We start from the raw sequence: 25,666 nt of genomic DNA, 5'->3' as shown, positions 1-25,666 counted from the left end.
AACAGGAGCGCATGGCCGGTTGACGGCTGTGCGCTTTTTTGATGCCGTTCCATGCGAATGGAGAATGGTTTCTCATAGTCCGTTTGTCCAAAATATGGTACGATTTTAGGCAGCGTCTCATGAGAGGGGATTTCATAGAATGAAACAATGGATTCGGGTTTTACTGGCTTTCGCGCTGCTTGCGGCGGCTGTGCCCGGTTGGGTAGGGGAAGGAAGCGCAAACGCGCAATCCGCGGGTATCGAAGATCCGGTTTTGGAGCAGGCGATCCGCAAGCAGCTTGGCATCGAAGACAGGGAACTGGCTTCGAAAGACTTGTTGAAGCTGACATCGCTATATCCGCAGGAAAAAGAGAAAATCAAAAGCCTGAAAGGGCTCGAGCAAGCGTCGAATTTACAGAAGCTTTATTTGCCGGGCAATGAAATAAGCGATATTAAACCGCTTGAAAACTTGATAAGCCTAAATTTTTTGGCGCTCGACGGAAACGAGATCGAGGACATTTGCCCGATCAGTCATTTATATCGAATAACCAAGCTCGTCATTTCCGAAAATAAGATTCAAAATATCGATTGCTTGTCGCAATTGTACGGACTTACCGATCTGCTTGCAGGCCACAATCAAATCTCTGATATTGCAGCGCTTGCTAATCTTCCGCTAAAGTGGCTGATTTTGGAGAATAATCTGGTGACGGATTTGACTCCTCTGGAGTGGCATCGCCAGCTAGAACATCTGTACATAACGGGGAATCGGGTAGAAGAATTGGGGCCGCTCCTTGCCGTGCCCGGGCTTAAAGGCGCTTATGTGGATCGAAATCCGCTTAACGCAGGCGCCCCTTCCGTCTTGCTTAAGTTAGAGAAGCAGGGAGTAAATGTAAATGGAACCAAGGTTGTAGAAAAAACGGCGGGAATTCCGGTATATTTTGAAGGCAAAAAAATGACGCTGGACGCTGATCCCGTCATTGTAGAGGGAAGCACGCTTGTGCCTTTCCGCTCGCTGTTCGAAGCGTTCGGTCTATCGGTCGGCTGGGACGATGCCGCGAAGACGGTAACGGGGAGCAAGGAAAGCATCCGCCTGCAGCTGCAGATCGGCAGGGCAACCGCCGAGGTCAACGGAAGCAGCCGGCAGCTGGCTGCCGCTCCGCAGCTAATCGGCGACTACACGTATGTGCCGCTCCGCTTCGTAGGGGAAGCTCTTGGCTATGAGGTCGTATGGGACAACGCGGAAAAAGCGGTTCGTCTATACGCTTCGAGGCAGCAAGTCGTTGCGCCGGACCAGAAGGCGGAATTCGAGGCCGGCCATGTATGGAAGGTCGAAGCTTCCCCCGAAACCCATTCACTGACTTTGAAAAATGATCCTGGCGATAGTGAATTATACTACTTCCGTATTGACAAAAAATCCGCGCAGAAGGAGCTCGGCCTGAAAGACGATCAAATGACGCTTCAGCATATTGCAGAGTTGACGGGAGCAGGAGCAAGCGAGGAAGTGGTTGAGGTGGAAGCGCCTCAGGATATTGTCGTCAACGGACTAAAAGGCATCCGTCAGAGGCACCTGTTGTCAATAAACGAGACGATTGCTATAGAAATATTCGACACGATACTAGAAAGCGGGAATGACTACTATCGGTTGTTTTTAACGGTCTTTGCAGGGGGTGGAGCATCCGACACGATGGTCCGCGAATATGAAAGCATCGTTTCCAGCTTCCGGGCGACTAAGTCGACGGAGGAACGATTCGCTGCCAAGTTCGGCGGCATGAAAGCCGAAGAGCGGATTTCCGATGCGGTTCGTTTTTACAAGGAATTGGGGTTTTTCGGAGATAAGCCGTCAAGCGCGGATGAAGCGGAGAAGGCGGCTATCGAACGCTATAAGAAGGAATACGAAGGTAAGGAATGGGATCCGTTCGACCCGAACAGCGGTTATAGCCGCTTTGCCGATTTGTACGTGCTGGAGGCCGATTCCGCTAGGGTATGGATGATGGATACGGAGAACGATACAGGCGAAGGCAACGCCGTTTATGAGACGGCGATCAAGCAGTGGGCGGCCATTTCGCGCGGCTCCTTTACCCCTACTGAAATTAAAGAGACCTGGCGCTCGGAGGACGGTCCGGCGATTGTCGAGTTTATGCTGAACGGAAAGAAGCGCAAGCTGTATCCCGCGTATAGGGGCGATTTTATGGATATCGGCATCATCGAGGACATCAATGCCATGATTGCGGATACCGGATACCGGTTTGCAGTCGTCAGCGTCGATCAAACGGCTTTTATTACCGTACTCACGGATAAAGAACGCAAGACTATTGAGGTAGCGCGTATGCTGCCGTTCGATTTGCTTGCGGAATAGGATTGAACGCGAATCCGCGCGCCAGTTGTGACGCTTTGATGGCTGCGCGGAATCGGATTTGCTTTTCTGCTACAATATAGGCAGACCTAAGTGCAAAGGAGTGAACTGCTATGTCCATGACCTCAGCCATGGTGATCGGCTTTGTCGCTATCGTCATCATCTGCGGGATAACCATATGGGTAACGAATAAGGCCTATTCCAAGAAGTGGGATCAGGATGATCGCGATTAACCTTGTCCGGAAGGATGAGGCCGGCAAAGGAAAGGTTCTGTCCGATTCGGCTCGGACATTGGGCTTGCAAGTAATTCGAAAGGCGGTGTACATATGCAAATGGAGCCTCTGAACCGGCTTGACGGCAAGGCGCTGTTCGTTTGGCGCTGGTCGGGCGCGTTGACGACGCTCATATCGCTAGCGATAGTAGTCGCTCTTATCGTGCTGACTATCCGGTTTGATTGGCCGGTTTGGATTTCGGTCGCCGCGGGGCTGCTCACCGCCCTGGAGGGGCTGTTGGTCATCCTGCTTGTACCCCGGCTGCGACTGAATCGTTGGCGCTATGAAATACGCGAGCAGGAAATCGATTTGCTGCGGGGCATCGTAGTGCGCAAACGGACGGTTATCCCCATGGTCCGTGTTCAGCATGTCGATACGCAGCAAGGGCCGCTTATGCGCAAGTACGGCTTATCTTCCGTAACGTTCTCGACGGCGGCGGGCCAGCATGAGATTCCGGCACTGGCGAACGAGGAAGCGGATCGGGTGCGGATCCAGATAGCGGAGCTGGCGAGGGTTAACGATGAAGACGTCTAGCGGCCGCAGGCTGCACCCCTTATCCGTTGCGCTCGTATCCTTTAAGTTCGTGAAAGATGCAATCATCCCCGTTATCGTTCTGATCGTGACGAACGGAGCGAGAGCGGATGCGCATACGCTATGGAAGGTCGGGCCTCCCGTCGTCGTGTTCGTTGCCGCGCTCGTTTCCGGTCTGCTTCACTGGCTCATGTTCCGTTACGAAGTGACGGACGGGCAGCTAAAGGTGTGGCATGGCGCCATCGTGCGCAAAAAACAGTTTATTCCGCTGGAACGAATTCAGACCGTTGATTTAACGGAAGGCTTGCTGCACCGCATGTTCGGCGTCGTCCGCTTGCAGGTGCAAACCGCCGGCGGCAAAAAGCCGGAAGCGGTGTTTGCCGCCGTTACCCGTGCAGAAGCGGCGGAGCTGCAGCGCTTGCTGCGCCCGTCGGCTGCTTCGGAGGCGGCGGAAACGGCGGAAGGCGACGGGGAGACGGCTTCCGACTTCTCGACAACGGTGCCTATCGGTGAGGAACAAGACCACAACGGAACCGGGCTTGCGCAGTCAGCGCCGTCTGTTCAACAGGCGGAGATCAAGAAGCGGGGCGGGGCCGTACAAGCGGGGATTCCCGCCACATCGCGCTCCTACACGATTTCGTTTCGCCGGCTGTTGTTAGCCGGAACGACGGGCGGCAGCATAGGCGTTGCGGTGTCTCTGATCGGCGCGGCTTGGTCCCAGCTTGACGATTTGTTTCCGAACGTCAAGGTGTACCGCTTTATCGCAGACAACTTTCAGCTGGGCTTATTGCCCGTCCTTATTGCGGCCGTGTTCCTGTTTGCCTGGCTTATTGCGGTCGTCTCTTCGCTGCTGAAGTTTACCGGCTTCACGGTAACGCGTACGGACGATGAGGTGACGATCTTCCGGGGGCTACTGGAACGGAAGCAGGTAAAGCTGGCATTGTCCCGTATTCAAGCGATCCGCATCGTCGAGGAAGTCGTCTGGCAGCCGTTCGGTCTTGCCGCCATTCACGTGGAAAGCGCAGGATACGGCAAGCAGAAGGGTGAGTCCACGCTGCTATTCCCGCTGCTTCACCGGCATGAGCTGGAGACGTTCCTGCGGGAAATCGCTCCCGCCTTTGCCGAAGCGGCAAGCGTCCGGCTGCAGCCGCTGCCTGCCGCTTCGCGGCCGGGCTACATGCTGAGGCTCCCGCTCTTTTTTGCTGCGGTCACGGCGGCCGTTTCCTACTTTACGCTATGGGGGCTGCTCGGCATTCCCGTATGTCTGCTGCTGGTTCTGAATGGCGCGATCAGCCACAAGGACGGAGGCTGGCAGGCCGGAGAGCGGCTGCTGAAGCTCCGTTTTCGCCGGTTGGCGCGGACTACGGTCATCGCCGAGCGAGCCCGCATTCAATCATGCGATATTGAGCAAAATCCGCTTCAGTTTCGCCGCGGCCTGTCCGCTTTCCAGTTCGTGGTTGCATCCGGCATGGCGGGAGCGGCATTTACGCTTCGGGGGATGCGCCTGGAGGACGCGTACGCGCTGACAGATTGGTTTCGGAAACGAAAAAGGAGCAGCCCGGATTCGGGGAACGAACCGGCCGGGAGCTAAGGAGAGTCCGCGATGAATCCGATCGGACAAACCGGCCACCGCCCGTGGCCGCTGCCAGGCAGGCCCTGGGTCATGAAACAAACCTGGCGCGATCTTCTGTTCGCGCATTGGCCGCTGCCTCCCGCAAGCTTGCAGCCGCTCCTCCCGAACGGCCTGGAGCTGGATCTGCGGGACGGCCAAGCGTGGATCAGCGTCGTGCCGTTCCATATGACGGGCATCCGACTCCGCTGGCTTCCCCCTTTGCCGGGGACGAGCCGCTTTATCGAGTTGAATGTGCGGACCTATGTAAAGGCGGGCGGGAAAGCGGGCGTTTACTTTTTTAGCCTCGATGCGAATCACCGGCTTGCCGTAAAGGCGGCGCGCGCCGTTTATCATCTGCCCTACCGGTTCGCAGACATGAACATAGTCCGCGAAGGCGAGTCGTTCCGCTACGGCAGCGTAAGGCGGGAGCCGCATCCGTCTAACGGCGGAGCAAGCTTCGAAGGGGCGTACCGGCCCGTGTCCGAGCCTTATGAGGCGGAACGCGGTTCGCTTGAACATTGGCTAACCGAGCGGTATTGCTTGTTCAGCGCGGATCCGCACGGAGGACTTCACATCGGCCACATTCATCACCTGCCGTGGATGCTGCAGCGCGCGGAGGCGGATATCCGGCGAAACACGATGACGGAGCCGCTCGGAGTCGGCTTGCCCGGCGCCCCTGCGCTGCTTACCTATACGGCTAGGCTGGACGTGCTCGTCTGGCCGCTTTCCCCGATCCGATAATCCGCAGCATGAAGCGCCCTTTCGGCGTCCGTGCTGCGGATTTTTTGTGACCGCAGATGCCGGAATCGCCGGCCGCGCGCTTGGTTTTCGTTGACGAAAAGAAGACGCAGGCGTTAATTTGTTTTGAAGCTTGCGGCTAAAATTTGCTACAATGATGGGAAGCGCCTAGGACCCACAAAGAAGGTCGAGTACATGCAGGACTATGTGCGATGCAGGGTAACGAAGGGAGAGACCGGATGCATGAAGAGCGCACTCGTGCTTGGAGGAACTAGATTTTTCGGCAAAAAGCTGGTGGAACGGCTGATCGCCGGCGGGACGGACGTCACCATTTTGACGAGAGGGCTGACGCCGGACTCCTTCGGGGATGCCGTGAAGCGGGTTCATGCGGACCGCACCGATGCGGAGGCGCTGAGAAGGGCGCTCGGGGATGGGTCTTACGATGTCGTGTACGACAACATCTGCTATACGCCGCTGGAGGCGGAGCAAGCAGCCGAGCTGTTCGCCGGCCGTACGAGCTTCTATATCGTCACCTCGTCGCTTAGCGTATATCCTTATGGCGAGCCGCGCAAGCAGGAGAGCTATTTCGATCCTTATACATACCGGCTTCCGGAGCCGTATCCGCTCAAACCGGATTACGCCGAAGGCAAACGGCTTGTCGAGGCTGTGCTTTATCAGAAAGCGCCGTTTCCGGTCGCGGCGGTTCGTTTTCCGATCGTGCTCGGACCGGACGACTATACGAGACGGCTGCATTTTCATGTGGAGCATGTGCTTGGCGGCCTGCCGATCGGGATTCCGAATCCGGATGCGCAGCTGTCGTTCATTCGCTCCGACGAAGCGGCGGCGTTCCTCGAATGGCTGGGGCATTCGGGCTTGTCCGGTCCCGTCAACGCTTGCTCGCGAGGGGAAATTTCTCCGGGCCGGATCGTTGCGGAAATCGAAAAAGCGACAGGCAAACGAGCTATCGTCATGCCGCAAACCGAGCAGGAGCATAAATCGCCGTTCGGCGTCCCGGACGCTTGGTATATGGATACGGCCAAGGCGGAAGAGGCCGGCTTCGATTTCGAGCGGCTGGACGACTGGATGCCGGCGCTGATCCGCGAGCTTGCGGGCGGCAAGTAAACGGGCAAACGATAAAGCCATTCCGTATGGCGCTTGTCTCATGCACGGTTAAGGAGCCTTCGGGAGGCAAACAATACCAACATACCGCAAATAAAAGAAAGAAGGGATCGACGATATGCTGGACCCACGATTAACGAAATTGGCCGACGTGCTCGTCAACTATTCGACACGCGTTCAGCCGGGCGAACATGTGCTGATCGAGGCGACCGGAATCGAGCCGCCGCTAGTGAACGAATTGATTAAGGCCGTTCATCAGGCGGGAGGCTTCCCGCATGTGAAGCTGCGCGACCCCTCCGTCATTCGACAGCTGCTGATGGGAGCAACCGAAGAGCAGATCCGCGTTTGGATGGAAAACGACCTTGTCGAGATGCAAAACATGCAGGCGTACATCGCGGTGCGCGGCGGCAATAACATTTATGAGCATTCGGACGTGCCTTCCGAGCGCCGCAAGCTGTATTCGTCGATCTACCAGCAAGAAGTTCATTTCAACACCCGCGTCAACAAAACGAAGTGGGTTGTGCTTCGCTATCCGAGCCCTTCCATGGCGCAGCTCGCGCGGATGAGCACGGAAGCGTTCGAGCAGTTTTATTTCGACGTCTGCACGCTCGACTACGGCAAAATGTCGAAGGCGATGGATCCGCTCAAAGCGCTTATGGACAAAACCGATCAGGTGCGCATCGTCGGCCCCGGCACCGATTTGACGTTCTCGATCAAAGGGATCGGCGCGATCAAATGCCCGGGCGGCTGCAACATTCCGGACGGCGAAGTGTACACCGCTCCGGTTCGCGATTCGGTTAACGGCACGCTTTCGTATAACGCGCCGACGCCTTACGAGGGCTTCACGCATGAGAACGTGAAACTGGAGTTCGTGAACGGCAAGATCGTGAAAGCGACCTCGAACGATACGGAGCGGATCAACCGGGTGCTCGATACGGATGAGGGAGCCCGCTATATCGGCGAGTTTGCGATCGGCGTCAACCCATTCATCCGGGAGCCGATGCAGGACATTTTGTTCGACGAGAAGATCGACGGCAGCTTTCACTTTACGCCGGGCAACAGCTACGAGGATGCGTTTAACGGCAACCGCTCGGCGGTTCACTGGGATATGGTTTGCATCCAGCGCCCCGAATACGGCGGCGGGGAAATGTGGTTCGACGGCAGGCTGATCCGCAAGGACGGACGGTTCGTTATACCGGAGCTCGAGCAGCTGAATCCGGAAAATTTGAAGTAAGGGGAATACGGGAAAATGAGCATTTTGCAGGAGCTGGAGTTTCGCGGGTTGATCAATCAGGTGACGGACCGCGAAGGATTGGAGCAAAAATTGAACACGGAGCGGGTAGCGCTCTATACGGGCTTCGACCCGACGGCGGACAGCCTGCATATCGGAAACCTGCTGCCGATCCTGTGCCTCAGGCGGTTTCAGCTGGCGGGGCACACGTCGATTGCGCTCGTAGGCGGCGCGACGGGACTTATCGGCGATCCGAGCGGCAGAAGCACGGAGCGGTCCTTGAACACGGCCGATACCGTCGGTGAATGGACGAATAAAATCAAAGCGCAGCTGGAGCGCTTTCTGGATTTCGAAACCGGCGACAATCCGGCGAAAATCGTCAACAACTACGATTGGATTTCGCCTGTCAGCCTGATCGAGTTTTTGCGGGACGTAGGGAAAAACTTCACGGTCAATTACATGCTGGCCAAGGATTCGGTCGATTCGCGGCTGAGCAGCGGCATTTCGTTCACCGAATTCAGCTACATGCTGCTTCAGGCGTTCGACTTCATGAAGCTGAACGAAACGCAGGGATGCGCGCTTCAGGTGGGCGGAAGCGATCAATGGGGCAACATTACGGCGGGCATGGAGCTGATCGGACGGACCTCGGGCAACAAGGCGTTCGGCCTGACGATTCCTCTTGTCACCAAAAGCGACGGCACGAAGTTCGGCAAAACGGCATCCGGCGCGATCTGGCTCGATGCGGAAAAAACGTCGCCGTATCAGTTCTACCAGTTCTGGGTGAACACCGACGATCAGGACGTCATCAAGCTGCTGAAGTATTACACGTTCCTGGACCGGGAGGAAATCGCCCGCCTCGAAACGGCATTGCGCGAGCAGCCGGAGAAGCGCGAGGCGCAGCGCGTGCTGGCCAAGGAAGTGACCGAGCTCGTGCACGGCAAGGAGGCGCTGGAGAGCGCGATCAACATCACGCGCGCTCTGTTCGACGGCAACGTGCGGGAGCTGACGGAGGCCGAAATCGCCGAGGCGTTCAAGGACGTGCCGTCGACTACGATCGAGGACGAGCAGCTTGGGCTTCTCGATCTTCTCGTTGCCGTGAAGGCGGCTCCATCCAAGCGCCAAGCGCGGCAGGACGTGGAGAGCGGCGCAGTATCCGTTAACGGCGAGCGCACGACGGAGCTGGAGAAGAAGATCGGCGAATTCGACAGGCTAGCCGGGAAATACCTGGTCATCCGTCGCGGTAAGAAAAATTACTTCCTCGTCAAGCTCGGGTAACCGTAACGCGATGGTTTCGTGATGCTGCGGCCCTTGCATCGCCTCTAAACATTTCGCGACCGACCGGCTTTTGCGGCGTATTACTAAGCAAAAGGAGGCGGTCGCGATGTTCTACGGAGGCAGGGTAAGGCCTAGCAAGGCGGCGTCGCTGATGGGCATGATTGTCGGCAGCGTTTTCGTCATTCTTGGAGTGACGACGGTCATTCCGATTTTCGGGTGGTTCGGTTTTTTGTGGACGTTTATCGCGGTAGCGATTGCCGGTTACCATGCGTTTAACTTTTTCTCGCGGAGCGGAGCCGCGGCTTGGGAGTTCGACGTTCGGACGCGGGGCGGTCGGAACGGATCGTCCGGCAGGCTGAGCAGGGGCGGCGGGTACGCCGGACAGCCGATGCGAACGGGACACAGCGTTCGAACCGGACAGAGCGTCAGTGCCGGCAAGTCTTCTCTTGCCAGCCCGGCGGCGGACGATTTCGAGAGCAAGCTGCGCAAGCTGGACGGATTGCGCCGCGACGGTCTTATAACAGAGGAAGAGTTCGCGGCCAAGCGCAAAGAGCTGATGGAACAGAAGTGGTAAGCGGTGCAAATGCATTTGTAAAGCCGCGGGGGCAGATGCTCCCGCGGTTTTTTTAGCTGGTAATGAGTGTATGGCCCCGGTAGCAAACGTTCGAATGACTCGGCCAACGCGCGCGAAAATGGAAATAGCGGACTTTCGAGTGCTTATCGGTTCGGGAACTTGTTCGCTCGGGGGGATAGCGGGTTTGTGGGGCGTTATTCCGCCATATCCGGCATAGGTCCGCAGCCATGCAGCCTAATAAGACCGCGAAAATCCGCTATACTGTATGAGTTGCCCGATTGTCTACGGATAACGCCTCGAAAATCCGTTATGACGGCACGATGCTATAATCCCGGCTCAATTTCACCCCCCCATTCTCTCACGATGTACAAACGTACGGGTGCGTACGGCAAAAAGGACTGTCCAACGATTTAATGGACGGTCTTTCTTTATGTGCAAAAAAAGTGAACGAATGTACAACTTGCAGTGCAAAAAGAACGATTTATCCTCCAAAGCTTTCAATGGGCAACCACGATATGATAACGGTATCAACGAGAAATGAAAACGGTTACGAATTGGCGGTTCGCAAGGTTTCGGGGGTTTGATTACACCAATTTACTTAAAAGGAGTTTGAGACGAACATGTTCAACGCAAAGAGCAAAAAGCGGTCTATACTTGGCTCGGCACTGGTATTGCTGTCCACGGCGGTATTGTCGGCATGCGGCGGCGGAGATGGAGGCGGGACCGGGACGGGCTCGGCATCTCCTTCAGGTTCGAACAGTCCTTCGGCCAGCTCGTCGGCTGCGCCGAAGCCGAAGGAGGATCCGGCCTCGATCAAGGGTGAAGTCGTCTGGCAGTATGCGAACACGACATGGCCGGAGCAGGAGTTGAAAAACCTGATCGCCGACTTCAACAAGACGTATCCGAACGTCACGGTGAAGACGGTGCTGGGCCCGCTGGAACCGATGATCGCCGCCGGCAATCCGCCTAACGTCGCGACGAACAACCGGCTGGAGGCCAACTGGATCATGGACGGGATGTTCGAGGAGCTGACGCCCTACATCAAGAAAGATCCGGATTACAAGCCCGAGAGCCTGTTCCACAAAGTCCTGTATGAAATCCCGCAGTTCGAGAAAGGGCAGTACGGCATACCGATGTTCTCCAATCCGACCTATGCGCTCGTCATTAACAATAAGATCATGAACCAATACGGCGAGAAATCGATTCCGAAGCTGCAGGGGATGAAGGACACCGACGAGTTTTTCAAAAAGTTCTGGGTCATGAAAAACGGCCAGTATGAAATGACCGGCGACAATCCGCTCTTCTACTACGGCAATTTGTCCGGCTTGTTCTTCGTATCGTATTTGAACGGCGCCGACCCGTCCACCTTCTGGAATCCGGAGACGAAGAAGGTTAACTTCAACGATCCGAAAATCGTCGATGCAATTGACTGGATGGCCAAATTCAACCGCGAAACGATCAACCAGCAAGCCTATACGCAGCTCAAGAGCGAGCTTCCGAAAAACACGCATCCGTTCCTGGCCGAAAAACAGGCGATGGCCATCTTGACGTCCAGCAATCTGAAGGATTTCCGCAAGGCGAAGCCGGATCTCGATCTGACCGTCCTGCCGGCTCCGCAAAGCAGTCTCTGGAACGGCGGGTCGAACTTGGCGATCCTGAAGGCGGGCAAAGACAAAGATGCCGCTTGGGCGTTCATCAAATGGATGTCGTCGACCGAGCAAGGCTCGGAATCGCTTTATAACCGGCTTGGACTGCTGTCGCCGATGAAATCGAGCAAGTTTCTGGAAGACAAGAGCAAGAACGATCCCGATCTGAAATTATTCCTCGATATCAACGCGCAAGCGGCGAAGTGGATTCCGCAATTCCCGGTCGCCTACGACACCGAGTACAAAAAACTGTTCCCGGATCTCATTGCGGGCAAAATCACGGCGAAAGAGCTGATGGACCAAGTCAACAAGGAAGTGCAAAAACGAATCGACGATTTCTATGCGAGCAAGAAAAAGTGATGATGCAGCGAAACGGTTTCGGACTATCCGAAGCCGTTCATTCGCCTTTCGGCGGCCGCTTCTGCCGTCGAAATTGCGCAGGAAATGTCGAAAACGGAACGACCCGGGAACCCGCCCGCTCTTGACGTCCCGGTACCGCCACGAAACCGCACAATCAATTTGCTTGATCCAAAACCAAGGAGGAATGGGCGAATGGAGAAAAGGCACGAAAGCGAAACGGAACGGGATGTGCAGGTATTATCGGATACGCATGGCGATAGCCGCGAAGATCAGGGCGGGTACGACCTGGAGCGGATCGTGCAGCAGCGGATGACACGCCGGCGGCTGCTGGCTTCGATCGGGGTTATGGGGGCGGCGGCGGTCGCATACGGCTCGGGATTCGGAACGGCTAGCGCGAAAGGGAGCGTGACCGAAGCGGTATACGGGGACGAAGCGAGCGACGGGAAGCAGGGGCACGAGAAAAAGCCGAAGCCGCCAAAGCCGCCCAAACCGCCGAAGGGGGATAAAAACAAGGGCGATTTCGTCAAGACGACGATCACCGAGCTCAGGACGGCGGCGACGGCGGATGCGGATGTCATTTACTATGTGACCGATCCGGGACAGGAAGGACATTTTTACTACGATGCCGCAGACACGGCGACGCCCGACAATAAGGGGACGGTGCTTGTCTCTTCGGCGGCGGGCGCGTTTCGGTTCAAGCGCATTGTGGAAGGCGATTTTTACAGCGTCAAGTGGTTCGGCGCCAAGGGGGACGGCGCGACCGACGATCTGGACGTCATCCGGGCGGCAATCCTCGCCGTGTTCAATTTGGGCGGCGGGACGCTCTATTTTCCTCCCGGAACGTACATCGTATCACCGTCGCTGCAGACCCGCCACATCCCGCTCAAAAGCAACGTCAATTTACAGGGAGCAGGCTCCTCTTCCGTTATTAAGGTCAAGGACAATGCCGGCGATTACTGGACGATTTTCGGCGATTTCCAGACGTGGCCTAACGTCAAGAACGTCAAAATCCGCGGGCTGAAGTTCGACCAGAATCCGCAGAACAACCTGACCTGCAACATCGACTTAAGCCGGACGGATACGTACTATTGGGCGCAGTTTTGCATCAGCCTGTTCGATTACGACAATATCGCCGTCGAGGACTGCCTGTTCGATCCGATTTGCGGCATGAACACCGTCATCATGAACAATGCGAATTCCAAGAACGCGGTCGTGAACAATTGCACCTTCAATTTCGTGGCGGCCAAGGGCGCTCCGAATTACGACAATTCGGCCGTCTACATGAACGGACGGAAGCATACCGTGACGAACTGCAAGTTTTACGCGGCGCCGGGACAAACGGCGTTCGGTGCAATCGAAACGCACACGGGGCAAAGCGTCGTATCCGGCAACGTATCCGACGGCTACATAACTGGGGTGCATATTCAGGCAAGCGAAACGAGCGGGGATCACGCCGACATCACGGTGTCGGGCAATACCTTCACGAACGCCGTCCATGCGATTCAACTGTGGACCTACAAGCAGCACTCGATCAAGAACGTGACGATAACCGGCAACACGGTCAGCATCGTCAACGCGGATAAAAAGAGGACGATGATGGTCGGTATAGGCGCTTATCCGGGCTTCCTGCCCGCCGACTATACGGGGACCTTCGAGAACGTCACCATAACCGGCAACACGATTTTATTCCAGGAGGAGTTCGTCAAGCGCGATCTGCTCGAAGGGTTTTGCTACGGCATCGGCTTCGTCCGCGAAACCGACGTCAAGAACGTCGTCATTAGCGGCAACATTATCAAAAATTCGCCGATGGCGGCGATCCATATCGGCAACACGAAGAAAGTCGGCACGATGGCGAATTTGCAAATCACCGGCAACGTGATCGTCAATGCGGCCCATTATCCGGCAGCCAATGAGGCGTACAAAGCGGCGATTTTGCTTCGCTCGACTGTCGTCGGCGCAAGGATCGCGGGAAATATGATCACGGACACGTACGATACGGCCCGCGGCCTGTACTCGATCCGGCTGAACGCGGCGGACGGCGTGTTCACCGACGTCGAGGTGTCGGGCAACCACATCGCCTCCAAGCAGGGAGGCCTGTGGCTCGATTTGAACGCGGCGGTCAAGACGGATGCGGCCGAGAAATATTTGAAGTACACGGATACGTTCCTGGACGATCCGCTGCTTGCGGCGGGAACGACCTATCAGGCCGGCACGATCGTGCTCGTCGTCAAGACGGGCGCGAACGGGGGAAAGGCCCCGGTCGGCTATAAAGTGCTGACGGGCGGCACCTTCGGGACGCTCGGAGGCGTGACGGCGACGGGCCGGATCTCTTCTTCCGTCGTAACCGTTAACGATGCTTCGCAGCTGAAAGTCGGTCAGTGGATCCTTATCCAGTCGGGCAATCAGGAACGCCGCATCGTCCGCATAGCGGGCAACGAGCTGCGGGTCAATGCGGCGCTAGCCGCGGATGTGCTCGCGCCAAGCGCCGTGTCCTATTTGCCTCCGTCGTATTTGCCGTTCGGCCAGCCCGGCAAGCTTCCTTCACAGCCGGATACGAGCGGCTCTACGGTAGAGCAGCTGGAAGCGGAGCTGAACCGCTTGAAGCAGGCGCTTAGAAATTTCGGCTTGATGGCGTAACGGAGCCAACGAGCCAACATTACATGACGAGAAGGGGCAAACCGTTATGGCAGGGGTATCGCTTCGGCATTTACACAAGAGCTACAGCAAGAACGGTCCGCTTGTCGTGAAGGACGTGAGCCTCGAGATCGAGGACGGCGAGTTTATGGTATTCGTCGGTCCGTCCGGCTGCGGCAAGTCGACCACGCTTCGCATGGTTGCGGGGCTGGAGCGGGTCAGCCAAGGGGAGATCTATATCGGCGACGAGCTGGTGAACAACCTCCCCCCTAAGAAACGGGATATCGCGATGGTATTTCAAAATTATGCGCTGTATCCGAATATGAGCGTATTCGAAAATATGGCGTTCGGCCTGCGGCTGCGCAAAACGGAGAAGCATCTGATCGATTCGTCGGTGAAGCAGAACGCGCGGACACTGGAAATCGAGCATTTGCTGGGGCGCAAGCCGCGGCAGCTATCCGGCGGCCAGCGTCAACGGGTCGCCTTGGGACGGGCGATCGTCCGCCATCCCAAAGTGTTTCTTATGGATGAGCCGCTATCCAATTTGGACGCCCGGCTGCGCGTGCAAATGCGCACGGAGATCGTCGAGCTGCACCGCCGACTGGAGACGACGATGATTTACGTCACGCACGACCAGACGGAGGCGATGACGATGGGCTCCCGCATTTGCATCATGAAGGACGGCATCATCCAGCAGGTGGGCGTGCCGGAAGAGGTGTACATGAAGCCGGCCAATATGTTCGTCGCCAATTTCATCGGATCGCCGCCGATCAATTTCCTCGAGGGCCGTCTCCGCTTGAACAAGGACGGCGGGCTGCTGTTCGATACGCCCCGTTATGCGGTCCCGGTTACGCCCGAGAAGAGCAGGCTGCTGCTGGAGCAGGGCTATTTGGACAAAACGGTCGTTCTCGGCATCCGAGCGGAGTATGTCCACAAGTCGGCGGATGTGCGGGAACCTGGCCTGCAGGCGGAAACGCCTATTGTCGGCATCGTCTATTTCAGCGAGCTCGTGGGGGCGGACCGGTACATCCACGTTAAGGTAGGCGACGATAAGATCGTCATGCGCGCCGCGGCGTACGATCGGATCGCCGACGGCACGAAGCTGGAGCTGACGCTGAGCCCGCCGTTCATGCTCTTTTTTAACCGGGATACACAGCAGGTTATTGCCTAAACCGCAAGAGGTGGAGAGGATTTCCGATGGGAACGAAGACTGTGACTGTAACCGTTACGAAGCTTGCGGCCGCCTTATTGCTGCTGCTTGCACCCGCAGGCGGCATGCTCTCGGGCGGAATCGTCGAGGGGGAGGGCCGCGTCAAGACGGCGATGCCGGCGGTCGAGCAATTGGCTGAACCCTATGCGTCGCTTTATTCGCAGAAGCTTCTAGCCTGGAGCAAGGAAGGCTGGAAGGACGCGGCTGCGGATGCAGGCAACTGGCCGGCGGAACGCTACGCCAGTGCGTCCGAAGGCGTCGTCACAGGCGGCGTTAAAGGAAGGACGGGCGTCGTCCAGTTTAAGCAAGCGAAGCAGTGGGCCGAGTACGAAATCGACGTGGCGCAAGACGGGTTGTACGATATCGAGCTTACGGCTCTGCCGCTGGAAGGATCGTCGAGTCCGGTGCAGATCGGGATACGGGTCGACGGGGAGCTGCCGTTCGCCGAGGCGAAAAGCGTACAGCTGGCGCGCAAGTGGAAGGACTCGGCTTATCCGCCCAAGCTTAATGAGCACGGCGACCAGATTCGGCCGTCGCAGGAGGAAGTGACGGAATGGTCCAGCCGCCGGCTGACCGATGCCAAAATGTCGGATCCCGAGCCGCTTCGCTGGAAGCTGTCCAAAGGGAAGCACAGGCTTCGTCTGGAATCGGTCCTCGAGCCGGTCGCGCTGGCGGAAATCGCGGTCAAGGCGCCTCAGTCCTTACCGGACTACGAGCAGGCTGCCGCAGCGTGGAAGCCGCTTCCGAACGGAGCCGACTCCGATTGGAGGCTGACGGTCGAAGCGGAAGCGATGAGCGCCAAATCCGATCCTTCCGTTCAAGTGCAGGCGAGCAACGATAATCTTGCAAGCCCGCATTCGAACGGCAAGCAGCTTTTCAACACGATGGGAGGCATACGCTGGAGCCGGGGAGGCCAGTCGGCGGAATGGTCGTTCGACGTTCCGAAGGATGGGATCTACTATATTCATTTCAAATATTTGCAGAACTTTACGAAGGACGCCGTCAGCTTCCGCGAAATCCGCATCGACGGTCAAGTGCCGTTCCGCGAGCTGAAATCGTACCCGTTCCCTTATTCGCGGAGCTGGAATGTCGAAGCGCTTAAGGACGAGGAGGGCAAGCCGTTTGCCCTGTACCTTCATCAAGGCACGCACCGGCTGGAACTGACGGCCGATCCTTCGCCGACGACGCCGGTTCGCGAATCGCTGCAGGCGATCGTGGACGGCTACCAGGAAATCAACCGTCAGGTCGCCATGGTCACCGGCGTCAAAAACCGCAGCATGGTCGACCAGAACCGGGACTGGAATCTGGCCGAAACGATGCCGGACGCCATAACGAGGCTGAATGAGCTGGCGGACGGGCTGCAGCGCCAGGTCGAGAGGCTGCAAGCGCTTTACGGCAGTTCGCTGCAGGGCGCGGACGGACTTCGCTCCGTCATCTACGATCTGCGCAAAATGGCGGAGGAGCCGGATTTGCTCTCGAAGCGTCCGCCGGAGATGCATGCGCAGAACCTTGAGAAAATGACGATGTTTATCGATTCGCTCGGCCGCCAGCCGCTCACGCTCGACCGGATTTACGTGACGGCATCGCCCGGGCAGCCGGAGAAGCCTCCGGGGACTTTCGCCGTCGTTCAGGATTTGGTTGTCAATTTCTTCCGCACCTTCTCGCCGAATTATCATTATTACGGCAGGCGGGATCCGGACGGCATCGACGTTTGGGTAAGCAGAGGGCGGGATTACGTGTCGCTCATGCAGCAGCTGGCCGACGAATCGTTTACGGCAAAGACCGGCATTAAGGTCAACGTGAACTTGATGCCGAACCCCGGACAGCTCCTGCTTAGCAATTCGTCAGGCCGCGAGCCGGATGTCGCGCTCGGCATCGCGGAAGGGGCGCCGGTCGATTTCGCGATGCGGAACGCGCTTGTGCCGCTCAGCGACTTTCCCGACTACAAGGAGGTCGCAGGACGCTTTCAACCGGGGACGCTCATTCCGTTCACGTTTGACGGCGGCGTGTACGCGCTCCCCGAGACGGTCGCCTTGAACGTACTGTTTTACCGGACGGACGTGCTGCAGAGCATAGGGCTAAAGCCGCCGGATACGTGGGACGACATGTACAAGATGCTGCCGACGCTGCAGCAGAAGGGCCTCGGCTTCTATTTATCCAAGCTCAACTATGCCCCGCTCTTCATGCAAAACGGAGCATCCTTCTACGCGGAGGACGGAGCGAAATCCGCTTTGAGCTCCCGCGAGGGCTTCAACGCATTTAAGCAATGGACGGAGCTGTTTACGGTTTACGGATTCCCGAGCGAGGTTTCGAGCTTCTACATGCACTTTCGCAGCGGAGATATGCCGATCGGCATCGCCGACTACAACACCTATATGCAGCTGCTCGTGGCCGCTCCGGAGCTAGCCGGATCGTGGGAAATCGCCCCCATTCCGGGGACCGGGCAGAAGGACGGCAGCGTCGTGCGCTGGTCGGGCGGCAATCTGTCGTCAGGCATGATCTTCAAGTCGTCCGAGAGGCGGGAGGATGCCTGGTCATTCCTGAAATGGTGGACTTCGGCGGATACGCAAGCGCGCTTCGGCAACGAGATCGAGCTGCTGAACGGCGTGGAATTCCGCTGGAATACGGCCAATGTGGAAGCGTTCAAGAGGCTTCCGTGGCCGGAGAAGGACGCGGGCACGATTCTTTCGCAGTGGAAATGGTATAAGGAAATGCCTAACGTGCCGGGAGGCTATTTTACACCGAGAGAGCTGACGTTCGCTTGGACCCGGACGGTGCTGCAAAATCAAAATTACCGTGAAATGCTGGAGAAGGCGGTGTTCCAGATCGACAGCGAGCTGAAGCGCAAGCAGCGCGAGTTCGGGTTCGTCGACGAGAACGGCCAAGCGGTACGCAAGCTGAAGGTGCCGGATCTGAAGGAGCCCTGGGAAGGAGGCGGCGCGCATGGCGAATCCAAGTAGCGGAGCGGGTGCCACGGCGGCTTCCGCCCCAGTCAAGTCTTCAAGAGCAGCCGTTACGTTCAAGGAGAAGCTTCAGACGGCCGCTGCGGATATGAAAAAGACATGGGTGTCGTATTTGTTCGTGTCGCCGTTCTTCCTGTTGTTCGCACTGTTCATTGCCCTGCCGACAGGAGCGGCGATCATGCTGTCCTTTACGAGCTTCAACGCCATCGAGCCGCCGAAATTCATCGGCCTGCTCAATTATCAGGCGTTGTTTACGCAGGATCTCGTGTTCTGGCAGTATGCGCTGCCGAACACGTTTCTGTTCGCGGTCATCGTCGGGCCCGTCGGCTATGTGCTGTCGTTTGCGCTCGCTTGGCTAATCGCCCAGCTGCCGTCCCGCGTCCGGTCGTTCTATACGCTTGCGATCTATGCGCCCTCCATGACGGCCGGCATTGCGATGTCCGTCGTCTGGCTCATTTTTTTCAGCGGAGACCGGCTCGGGTATTTGAACAACTTCCTGCTCGATATCGGCTACATCAACGAGCCGAAGCTGTGGACGATTCTGCCCCAATACATTATGAAAATCATGATAATCGTCTCACTCTGGGCGAGTATGGGCGTCGGTTTTCTTGCCATGCTGGCCGGCATTCAGAATGTGGACCGCCAATTGTACGAAGCGGGCCGGATCGACGGGATTCGTTCCCGGCTGCAGGAAATTTGGTATATCACCATACCGGCGATGAAGCCGCAAATGCTGTTCGGCGCCGTCATGGCGGTCGTCGGCACGCTGAAGGCGGGCTCGATCAGCGTGGAGCTGACCGGCTCCAACCCGTCGCCCAACTATGCGGGGCACTTAATGATCAACCATATCGACGATTTCGGCTTTATCCGCTTTGAAATGGGGTACGCTTCCGCGATTTCGGTCGTCCTGCTCGTCATCATTTATTTGTCCAGCAAGCTGTGCTGGAAGCTGTTCGGCTCGAAGGGGGAATAACGCATGGACATATTACGGTTCCGCAGACGCAGCCGATTGAACGGAACGACGCCGTTCCAGTGGGTGCTGACCGCCTTGCTGACGCTGCTTGCCGTCTTCATGCTTCTGCCGATGGTGTACTTGTTCAATCATGCGCTGAAGCCGTATCACGAGCTGTTTCTGTATCCGCCTACGTTCCTGGCGCGGCAGCCGACGCTCGATAACTTTTACGACTTGCTGGTGGTGACCAAAACGGCGGTCGTGCCGGTCAGCCGGTACGTGTTCAACGGCGTGATCGTCGCGGCGGCGACGATCGCGATCGGCACGCTCATCAGCGCGTTATGCGCTTACGCCTTGTCCAAGCACCGGTTCATCGGCAAGAAGCAGATGTTTTCCCTGATCATCGTTTCGCTGATGTTCGCGCCGGAAACGGTGCAAATTCCGCGTTATTACGTCATCAGCAAGCTGGGGATCATCAATACGTATTGGGCGCATATTTTGCCCGTCATCGCCTTGCCCGTCATCGTTTTCCTGTTCAAGCAGTTCATCGACCTGCTGCCGGACGAATTGATGGAAGCGGCAAGAATGGAAGGCGCGAACGAGTTCACCGTATTCGCGCGGATCATATTGCCGCTGTGCATGCCTGCGGTGGCGACCGCCAGCATTCTCATCTTTCAGTCCAGCTGGGGCAATATGGAATCGTCATCGCTCTATATCGAGGACGAAACGATGAAGACGCTGCCCTTCTTCGTCAGCACGCTGACCGGCGGCCTTGCCAACAGTGTAGCCCGCCAAGGGGTGGCGGCGGCGGCCAGTTTGCTTATGTTCTTGCCGAGCTTCGTTCTGTTCCTGCTTCTCCAGCGGAAGGTCATTTCGACGATGGCGCACTCGGGGCTGAAATGACCGGCGGGAGGCCATTCCAGGAAAGGGGAAGAGCGATGAAAAGGTTCATAAGACGAAGCCTGGTCCTGCTGGCGCTGACGATTGCGGCCTTCGGCCCGTGGAGCGGGAAGAGCGCTCATGCGGAGGTGCCCTACGGCACATTTATTTATGACCTGAACGGAAGGGAAATTCCGGTGCAGCCGGCGTACGTGCCGGAGACGTTCTTTCACGGCGGCTTGAAAAATCCGGAGGATCTGTTTATCGATGCGAAGGATGAGCTCTACATCGCCGACACGGGGAACAACCGGATCGTTCAGTTGAACGGTCGGGGCGATACGATTCGCGTCATCCAGCCTGAGGGCGAGGGTAAGCTGAACGAGCCGAACGGGTTGTTCGTACGGCCGGACGGGACGATTTATGTGGCGGATACGAAAAATGAGCGCATAGCCGTATTCGACGCGAAAGGAACGTTCGTGCGCGCGTTCAAGCGGCCGCAATCGGCGATCCTGCCGAAAAATTTCACCTATCAACCGACCAAGCTGGCCGTCGACGAACGAGGCCATATGTATGTAGCTACGAAGAACGGCTATCAAGGGCTGCTGCTGCTCGATCCGGACGGCGGCTTCGAAGGATTTTTCGGCTCCAATAAGGTCGATTTCACGATGTCCGATGCGCTGAAACGGATGTTCTTCACCAAGGAGCAGAAGCAGAAGGAACTTCTCAAGCTGCCAGGCACCGTTTCGAACGTGGCTGCGGGACCGAACGGCTTGCTGTACACCACTTCGATCCAAGTGCCCAAGGGGCAGATCAAGAAGCTGAACTACGAAGGAAAGGATTTGCTCGGGGAGAAAAATTACGGCGTCACCAAGCTGCTCACCGGCCAGCAAAAGCAGTTCACCGACGTCGTCGTGGACGCGCTCGGCAACATCACGGCGGTCGATGCGCAGTTCGGTCTGCTGTTTCAATACAATGCGATAGGAGATTTGATGTTTGCATTCGGCTATAAAGACGAGGGCTACCAGAAGCTCGGGCTGTTCAAATACCCGTCGGCTCTTGCGATCGACTCGGCCGGCAAGCTGTTCGTGCTGGACCGGACGGCGAGCATCGTCCAGACGTTCAAGCGAACCGAATTCGGAACGCTCGTGCAGAAGGCTACGGATCTGCACATTCAAGGCCATTATGAGGAGAGCGCGGGGCCATGGCGTGAAGTTCTGCATATGAACAGCAAATATTTTCGGGCGCATCTCGGCCTTGCGAAGGCGTACTACAAAGAAGGCGACTACAAACGGGCGATGAAGGAGTTCCGCGAAGGCGGGGATACGAAGGGCTACTCCGACGCGTTCTGGCAGGTGCGTCTCGCGTGGATGCAGAAGCATTTTTCGGCGCTTGCGCTGCTCGCGGCCATTCTGCTTCTCGCCTATGTCGCCTTAAGAAAGTTGAAGAAAACGATTGCCGGGAGGAAGGACGATGGAAGCGTTGAACCCGCAGCCTGAACCGCAAGACCGCACCAAACCGTCAACCCGCATTCGGCGCGGCCGATTTCCCGGCACGCTCCTGCCGTTTCGCTCGGCTTCTTTTTGGGCCCGGCTTGCGCAGGACGTCCGTTTTCAGCTCAAGCAATCGTTCAGGGTGCTGAAGCATCCTTTTGAGGTGTTCTGGGAAATTCGCTATTCCGGCGACGGAAGCATGGTGGCGGCGATCCTGCTGCTTGCAGCCGCTTATGTCGTTTTGCTGTTATCGAAGCTCGCCACCGCCTATTTATTCAACCCCTCCGGAGTGGAGAACGTCAGCCTGCTGACGCTGATGCTTCAGTACTTGCTGCCATGGCTTACCTGGGTGGTCGCCAACTACATGATCGGCTCCATCATGAAGGGGCAGGGGAAATGGACGGAGGTGTTCGTCGGCAGCGCTTATGCGCTTATGCCGTTCCTTGTCATCTCGCTGCCGCTGGCGGTTCTGTCGAACGTGCTGACCTTGAACGAACGTGTCGTTTACGATTTCGGCAATACGGTTATGATCGGCTGGACCCTTATTCTTTTTTTTATCATGGCCAAGGAGATTCACAACTACGAGATCGGCGAAACGGCGCTGAACGTCGTTTTGTCGGTGCTTTTCATCTTCGCGATCTGGATTTTGCTGTTCATTCTCGCGGGGCTTACGTTCCAGCTGTACGATTTCCTCGTACAGGTCGTCAGGGAGGTGTCCTATCGTGGCGGTTAAACGCGTTTTGACGCTGCTGCTCGTTCTCGCGGCGCTGGCCGGCGCCGTTTATGTCCTATTGCAAGGGGATAAGCTCGCCATGAAGCCGGTATCCCGTCAAGCGGCTACGGCCCCCGCCGTCATCAACCCCGCGTCCGTACAACGGATCGAGTACAAGGCGGACAGTTACAGGAAAGTAGCCGAGGACGGCAGGCTGGAGTTGCTTGTAAACGATGCGGGACATATACGCGTACGGGATAAACAAGGCGATTTTGTCTGGAACAGCGATCCGGACACCGGCCTCGAGCCGGATTTGAAGGGACTCTGGAAAAGCAACGCGGATTCCCCGTTCCTGGTCGAATATGTGGATGCGTCCAAGCAAAGCACAGGCTTGCAGTTCAATACGGCCAACCTGAACGACGCCAAAACGAAAACGACCGTGGCCGGGACCGAGGGAGGGGCGGAGCTGACGTTCGACCTGCAAACGCTGGGTATCCGGTTCAAGACCGAGGTGCGTTTGAAAAACGGCTATTTGGAAGTGTCGGTTCCATCCGGCTCGATCGTCGAAAGCGCAGGCAAGGAGGTCGTCTCCGTCTGGCCGTTCCCGTTCTTCGGGGCCGTTCAGAAGCAGGCGGTTCAGGAGGGCTACATGCTTGTGCCGCTGCAGATGGGCGCCATCGTTCCGATGAAGGATGAGCACCAGCTGCTGTCGCGCGTCTCGGCCAAAATATTCGGCAACGACCGGGCGATACCGGGGCAGCCGGGCACCTATACGATTTTCCCGGCGTTCGGCATGAAGCGGGACTCGCATTCGTACCTTGCCGTCATCGAGGAAGGGGAATATACGTCATCGGTCCATGCGACGCCGTCCGGCCTCTACACGTCGTTCCACTGGATTGCGCCGCAATTCGTATACCGGAACGCGTATTTTCGCCAAACGAGCAAGCTGGGCGCCGGTTACAAGACGGTGGAGAAGGACAGGTCCACGGAGAACAGGCGCATCCGGTATTATTTCCAATCCGGCGGTCAAGCCGATTACGCCGGTATGGCGGCCGATTACCGCGGCTATTTGAAGGAGACGCAGGGCATGCGGCAAATCCAATCGGACGCTAAAGGACTGCCGCTGTATTTGACTTTGTACGGAGGGGCTCAGGAGAGCGGGCTGTTCGCCCCGAACTTCGTTTCCGCTACGACGTTCGGGCAGGCGTCATCCGTCCTGAAGGGCCTGCACGAAGCGGGGGTGGGGCCCATCAACGTGATGTATACCGGATGGGCTAAGGGCGGGGACCGCAACGTGATGCCCGACGTTCCGCCCGCGGAGAAAGAGCTCGGCGGCGACAAGGGGCTTGCTGCGTTAGCCCGCGAAGCACAAGCGAACGGCGACCGCGTCTTTTTGCAGGCGGACTATACCAGCTCGCGGCTGAACGGCAGCTTCGTGCCCTCTCGCGATTCCCTGAAGGACATCAACGGCAAGGTGCAGTCCGGCAAGACCATGGGCGAAACCGAATATGTCAATTCGGCGTCGGTAGCGCTGCGGCTGTTCGAGGATAACGTTAGCAAATACGAAGCGCTCGGAATCGACGGCATGTACTTTAGAGGGTTCGGCAGCGTCTACTCGAATTTCCGCGCCTCCGATCCGGCTACCCGCGCCCAGGCGGCCGAAGATTACCGGAAGCTGCTCAAGCTGGCCAAAGACCGGCTTGGGGCTGCGGGAGCGGCGGAGGGCAACAGCTACATCGTCGGCAGCCTGGATTTTATCCAGCAGCTGCCGATGGATCCGAGCTACGATCTCGTTGCCACGAAGGCCGTCCCGTTTCTGCCGATCGCGATTCACGGCATGGTCGACTATTCGGGCATGTGGGGCAATCTGCGGGATTCGGGCAAGACGGACTGGCTGCGATCGATCGAATACGGCGCCGTGCCCCAATATTTATTGACGTACGAGGATTCGTCCGAGCTGCGCAAGACGGCGGGCAGCTTTATTTACAGCAGCAAGTTCGCGGAATGGAAGGATTCCCTCGCGGCGGAGTATCGACGCTGGAACGAAGCGCTCGGACCGGTACGCGGGACGTTCATTTCGGGCCATCGCGAGCTGGCCGAAGGCGTTTACGAAACCCGCTACGCGAACGGCACTGCGATCGTCGTCAACTACAACGAAACGGCTTATACGCGAAACGGCTTGACCGTAAAGCCGCTCGATTTTGCCGTCACCGGGAAGGAGGGATAAGATGGCGCTTTTACCATCCTTGCGCAAAAGAAGATCGCGCCTGTCGATCGAGACGCAGCAGGCGATTTCCGGCTACCTGTTTCTCGTTCCCTGGCTGATCGGCCTCGGGGTGTTCGTCTTGTTCCCGCTCGGCTTTTCGCTGTATATGAGCTTTCAGAAGGTACGGTTTACCGGTGACGGGATGAAGTTCGAATTCAAGGGCTGGGAGAATTACTCCTACGCCTTCCTGTCCGACAATACGTTCGTCGCCGCGCTTGCCGGCATTATGAAAAACACGCTGCTCGTCATTCCGATTATCGTGCTGTTCTCGCTGTTCGTGGCGATTCTGCTGAATATGAAGTTCAAGGGGCGCATGGCGTTTCGGGCCGTTTTTTTCCTTCCGGTCATTTTCAGCACCGGACAGGTGCTCTCGGAAATATTCAACCAGAAGGCGGGCAGCCTCGACATGCTGAACAAATACGATATTGCCGGCTTCGTTTCGGCGAACGTGCCGACCTTCTGGGCCGACCCGATCTTGACCGTGCTGAATTTGTTCGTCGTCATTTTATGGTACTCCGGGGTGCAGATTCTGCTATACCTGGCCGGTCTGCAAACGATCGGCACGAGCGTTTACGAAGCTTCGCTTATCGACGGGGCGACGCCTTGGGAAATGTTCTGGAAAATCACGCTGCCGGCGCTGACGCCCTTCATCCTGCTGAACGTCGTCTATACGATCGTCGACATGTTTACGGTGCCGCTGCTTAATCCGGTGCTGAACATGATCGTCACCAACATGTCGGTGCCTACGCTCGGATACGGGTATGCCAGCGCGCAGGGGTGGATCTATTTTACGATCGTGTTCCTCGTTCTGCTTGCCGTGCTCGGCTTGTCCCGCAAATTTGTCCATTACTCGGGGGAAAGGTAGGCGAG

The 25,666-nt window shown here is 57.2% G+C and carries 18 protein-coding genes; all 18 read left to right on the top strand.

What is annotated here, in order from left to right; all coding sequences use genetic code 11:
* The first annotated feature begins 139 nt into the window (after positions 1-139).
* Positions 140-2,335 carry a stalk domain-containing protein gene (locus tag ACKGJP_RS34545; RefSeq protein WP_409343257.1) on the top strand — a complete coding sequence of 732 codons (2,196 nt, stop codon included), beginning with the start codon at positions 140-142 and terminating at the stop codon, positions 2,333-2,335.
* A 323-nt stretch (positions 2,336-2,658) separates the two neighbouring features.
* A complete protein-coding gene (locus tag ACKGJP_RS34540) occupies positions 2,659-3,138 on the top strand; it encodes a PH domain-containing protein (RefSeq protein WP_409343256.1) in 480 nt (159 codons plus the stop codon).
* The gene (locus ACKGJP_RS34535; protein ID WP_409343255.1) at positions 3,125-4,726 is read left to right on the top strand and encodes a PH domain-containing protein; all 1,602 of its coding nucleotides are present in this window, start codon (positions 3,125-3,127) and stop codon (positions 4,724-4,726) included. Before ACKGJP_RS34540 ends, ACKGJP_RS34535 begins: the two co-directional genes overlap by 14 nt.
* A 12-nt stretch (positions 4,727-4,738) precedes the next feature.
* On the top strand, positions 4,739-5,488 hold the full coding sequence (locus ACKGJP_RS34530; protein WP_409343254.1) for a YqjF family protein: 750 nt from the start codon (positions 4,739-4,741) through the stop codon (positions 5,486-5,488).
* 240 nt (positions 5,489-5,728) lie between these two features.
* Positions 5,729-6,607 (top strand): NAD-dependent epimerase/dehydratase family protein, encoded by an 879-nt coding sequence (locus ACKGJP_RS34525; RefSeq protein ID WP_409347339.1) that lies wholly within the window; start codon positions 5,729-5,731, stop codon positions 6,605-6,607.
* Between the two features lie 115 nt (positions 6,608-6,722).
* Complete coding sequence (locus ACKGJP_RS34520; protein WP_409343253.1) at positions 6,723-7,838, top strand: aminopeptidase; 1,116 nt, start codon at positions 6,723-6,725, stop codon at positions 7,836-7,838.
* A gap of 15 nt (positions 7,839-7,853) precedes the next feature.
* The gene (tyrS, locus tag ACKGJP_RS34515; RefSeq protein ID WP_409343252.1) at positions 7,854-9,110 is read left to right on the top strand and encodes a tyrosine--tRNA ligase; all 1,257 of its coding nucleotides are present in this window, start codon (positions 7,854-7,856) and stop codon (positions 9,108-9,110) included.
* 106 nt (positions 9,111-9,216) lie between these two features.
* Positions 9,217-9,684 carry an SHOCT domain-containing protein gene (locus ACKGJP_RS34510; RefSeq protein ID WP_409343251.1) on the top strand — a complete coding sequence of 156 codons (468 nt, stop codon included), beginning with the start codon at positions 9,217-9,219 and terminating at the stop codon, positions 9,682-9,684.
* Positions 9,685-10,304: 620 nt separating this feature from the next.
* A complete protein-coding gene (locus tag ACKGJP_RS34505) occupies positions 10,305-11,690 on the top strand; it encodes an extracellular solute-binding protein (RefSeq protein ID WP_409343250.1) in 1,386 nt (461 codons plus the stop codon).
* A gap of 192 nt (positions 11,691-11,882) precedes the next feature.
* A complete protein-coding gene (locus ACKGJP_RS34500) occupies positions 11,883-14,327 on the top strand; it encodes a glycosyl hydrolase family 28-related protein (RefSeq protein ID WP_409343249.1) in 2,445 nt (814 codons plus the stop codon).
* Between the two features lie 46 nt (positions 14,328-14,373).
* Positions 14,374-15,495, top strand: a complete 1,122-nt coding sequence (locus tag ACKGJP_RS34495; RefSeq protein WP_409343248.1) for an ABC transporter ATP-binding protein — start codon at positions 14,374-14,376, stop codon at positions 15,493-15,495.
* Positions 15,496-15,521: 26 nt separating this feature from the next.
* Positions 15,522-18,494: an extracellular solute-binding protein gene (locus ACKGJP_RS34490; protein ID WP_409343247.1), complete on the top strand. Its 2,973-nt coding sequence runs from the start codon at positions 15,522-15,524 to the stop codon at positions 18,492-18,494.
* Positions 18,478-19,470 carry a carbohydrate ABC transporter permease gene (locus ACKGJP_RS34485; protein ID WP_409343246.1) on the top strand — a complete coding sequence of 331 codons (993 nt, stop codon included), beginning with the start codon at positions 18,478-18,480 and terminating at the stop codon, positions 19,468-19,470. Before ACKGJP_RS34490 ends, ACKGJP_RS34485 begins: the two co-directional genes overlap by 17 nt.
* 3 nt (positions 19,471-19,473) lie before the next feature.
* A complete protein-coding gene (locus ACKGJP_RS34480) occupies positions 19,474-20,352 on the top strand; it encodes a carbohydrate ABC transporter permease (RefSeq protein WP_409343245.1) in 879 nt (292 codons plus the stop codon).
* 35 nt (positions 20,353-20,387) lie between these two features.
* Positions 20,388-21,824 (top strand): hypothetical protein, encoded by a 1,437-nt coding sequence (locus ACKGJP_RS34475; protein WP_409343244.1) that lies wholly within the window; start codon positions 20,388-20,390, stop codon positions 21,822-21,824.
* Positions 21,799-22,551, top strand: coding sequence for a Yip1 family protein (locus ACKGJP_RS34470; protein ID WP_409343243.1), 753 nt, complete (start codon positions 21,799-21,801; stop codon positions 22,549-22,551). The genes ACKGJP_RS34475 and ACKGJP_RS34470 overlap by 26 nt, the downstream gene beginning before the upstream one ends.
* Positions 22,541-24,757, top strand: a complete 2,217-nt coding sequence (locus ACKGJP_RS34465) for a DUF5696 domain-containing protein (protein ID WP_409343242.1) — start codon at positions 22,541-22,543, stop codon at positions 24,755-24,757. The genes ACKGJP_RS34470 and ACKGJP_RS34465 overlap by 11 nt, the downstream gene beginning before the upstream one ends.
* A gap of 1 nt (position 24,758) precedes the next feature.
* On the top strand, positions 24,759-25,661 hold the full coding sequence (locus ACKGJP_RS34460) for a carbohydrate ABC transporter permease (RefSeq protein ID WP_409343241.1): 903 nt from the start codon (positions 24,759-24,761) through the stop codon (positions 25,659-25,661).
* The last annotated feature ends 5 nt before the right edge of the window (positions 25,662-25,666 follow it).

Source organism: Paenibacillus litoralis, assembly GCF_046244365.1.
Taxonomy (GTDB): domain Bacteria; phylum Bacillota; class Bacilli; order Paenibacillales; family NBRC-103111; genus Paenibacillus_V.
Note: the sequence above shows the minus strand (reverse complement) of the source record. Positions and strands in the feature narration are given on the sequence as shown.

What these genes read in the sequence shown, in the direction of transcription:
- ACKGJP_RS34505 (WP_409343250.1), top strand. Translation starts at nt 10,305, where the DNA reads ATGTTCAACGCAAAGAGCAAAAAGCGGTCTATACTTGGCTCGGCACTG.
- ACKGJP_RS34475 (WP_409343244.1), top strand. Translation starts at nt 20,388, where the DNA reads ATGAAAAGGTTCATAAGACGAAGCCTGGTCCTGCTGGCGCTGACGATT.
- tyrS (WP_409343252.1), top strand. Translation starts at nt 7,854, where the DNA reads ATGAGCATTTTGCAGGAGCTGGAGTTTCGCGGGTTGATCAATCAGGTG.
- ACKGJP_RS34480 (WP_409343245.1), top strand. Translation starts at nt 19,474, where the DNA reads ATGGACATATTACGGTTCCGCAGACGCAGCCGATTGAACGGAACGACG.
- ACKGJP_RS34540 (WP_409343256.1), top strand. Translation starts at nt 2,659, where the DNA reads ATGCAAATGGAGCCTCTGAACCGGCTTGACGGCAAGGCGCTGTTCGTT.
- ACKGJP_RS34470 (WP_409343243.1), top strand. Translation starts at nt 21,799, where the DNA reads ATGGAAGCGTTGAACCCGCAGCCTGAACCGCAAGACCGCACCAAACCG.
- ACKGJP_RS34460 (WP_409343241.1), top strand. Translation starts at nt 24,759, where the DNA reads ATGGCGCTTTTACCATCCTTGCGCAAAAGAAGATCGCGCCTGTCGATC.
- ACKGJP_RS34530 (WP_409343254.1), top strand. Translation starts at nt 4,739, where the DNA reads ATGAATCCGATCGGACAAACCGGCCACCGCCCGTGGCCGCTGCCAGGC.
- ACKGJP_RS34545 (WP_409343257.1), top strand. Translation starts at nt 140, where the DNA reads ATGAAACAATGGATTCGGGTTTTACTGGCTTTCGCGCTGCTTGCGGCG.
- ACKGJP_RS34490 (WP_409343247.1), top strand. Translation starts at nt 15,522, where the DNA reads ATGGGAACGAAGACTGTGACTGTAACCGTTACGAAGCTTGCGGCCGCC.
- ACKGJP_RS34495 (WP_409343248.1), top strand. Translation starts at nt 14,374, where the DNA reads ATGGCAGGGGTATCGCTTCGGCATTTACACAAGAGCTACAGCAAGAAC.
- ACKGJP_RS34510 (WP_409343251.1), top strand. Translation starts at nt 9,217, where the DNA reads ATGTTCTACGGAGGCAGGGTAAGGCCTAGCAAGGCGGCGTCGCTGATG.
- ACKGJP_RS34485 (WP_409343246.1), top strand. Translation starts at nt 18,478, where the DNA reads ATGGCGAATCCAAGTAGCGGAGCGGGTGCCACGGCGGCTTCCGCCCCA.
- ACKGJP_RS34525 (WP_409347339.1), top strand. Translation starts at nt 5,729, where the DNA reads ATGAAGAGCGCACTCGTGCTTGGAGGAACTAGATTTTTCGGCAAAAAG.
- ACKGJP_RS34520 (WP_409343253.1), top strand. Translation starts at nt 6,723, where the DNA reads ATGCTGGACCCACGATTAACGAAATTGGCCGACGTGCTCGTCAACTAT.
- ACKGJP_RS34535 (WP_409343255.1), top strand. Translation starts at nt 3,125, where the DNA reads ATGAAGACGTCTAGCGGCCGCAGGCTGCACCCCTTATCCGTTGCGCTC.
- ACKGJP_RS34500 (WP_409343249.1), top strand. Translation starts at nt 11,883, where the DNA reads ATGGAGAAAAGGCACGAAAGCGAAACGGAACGGGATGTGCAGGTATTA.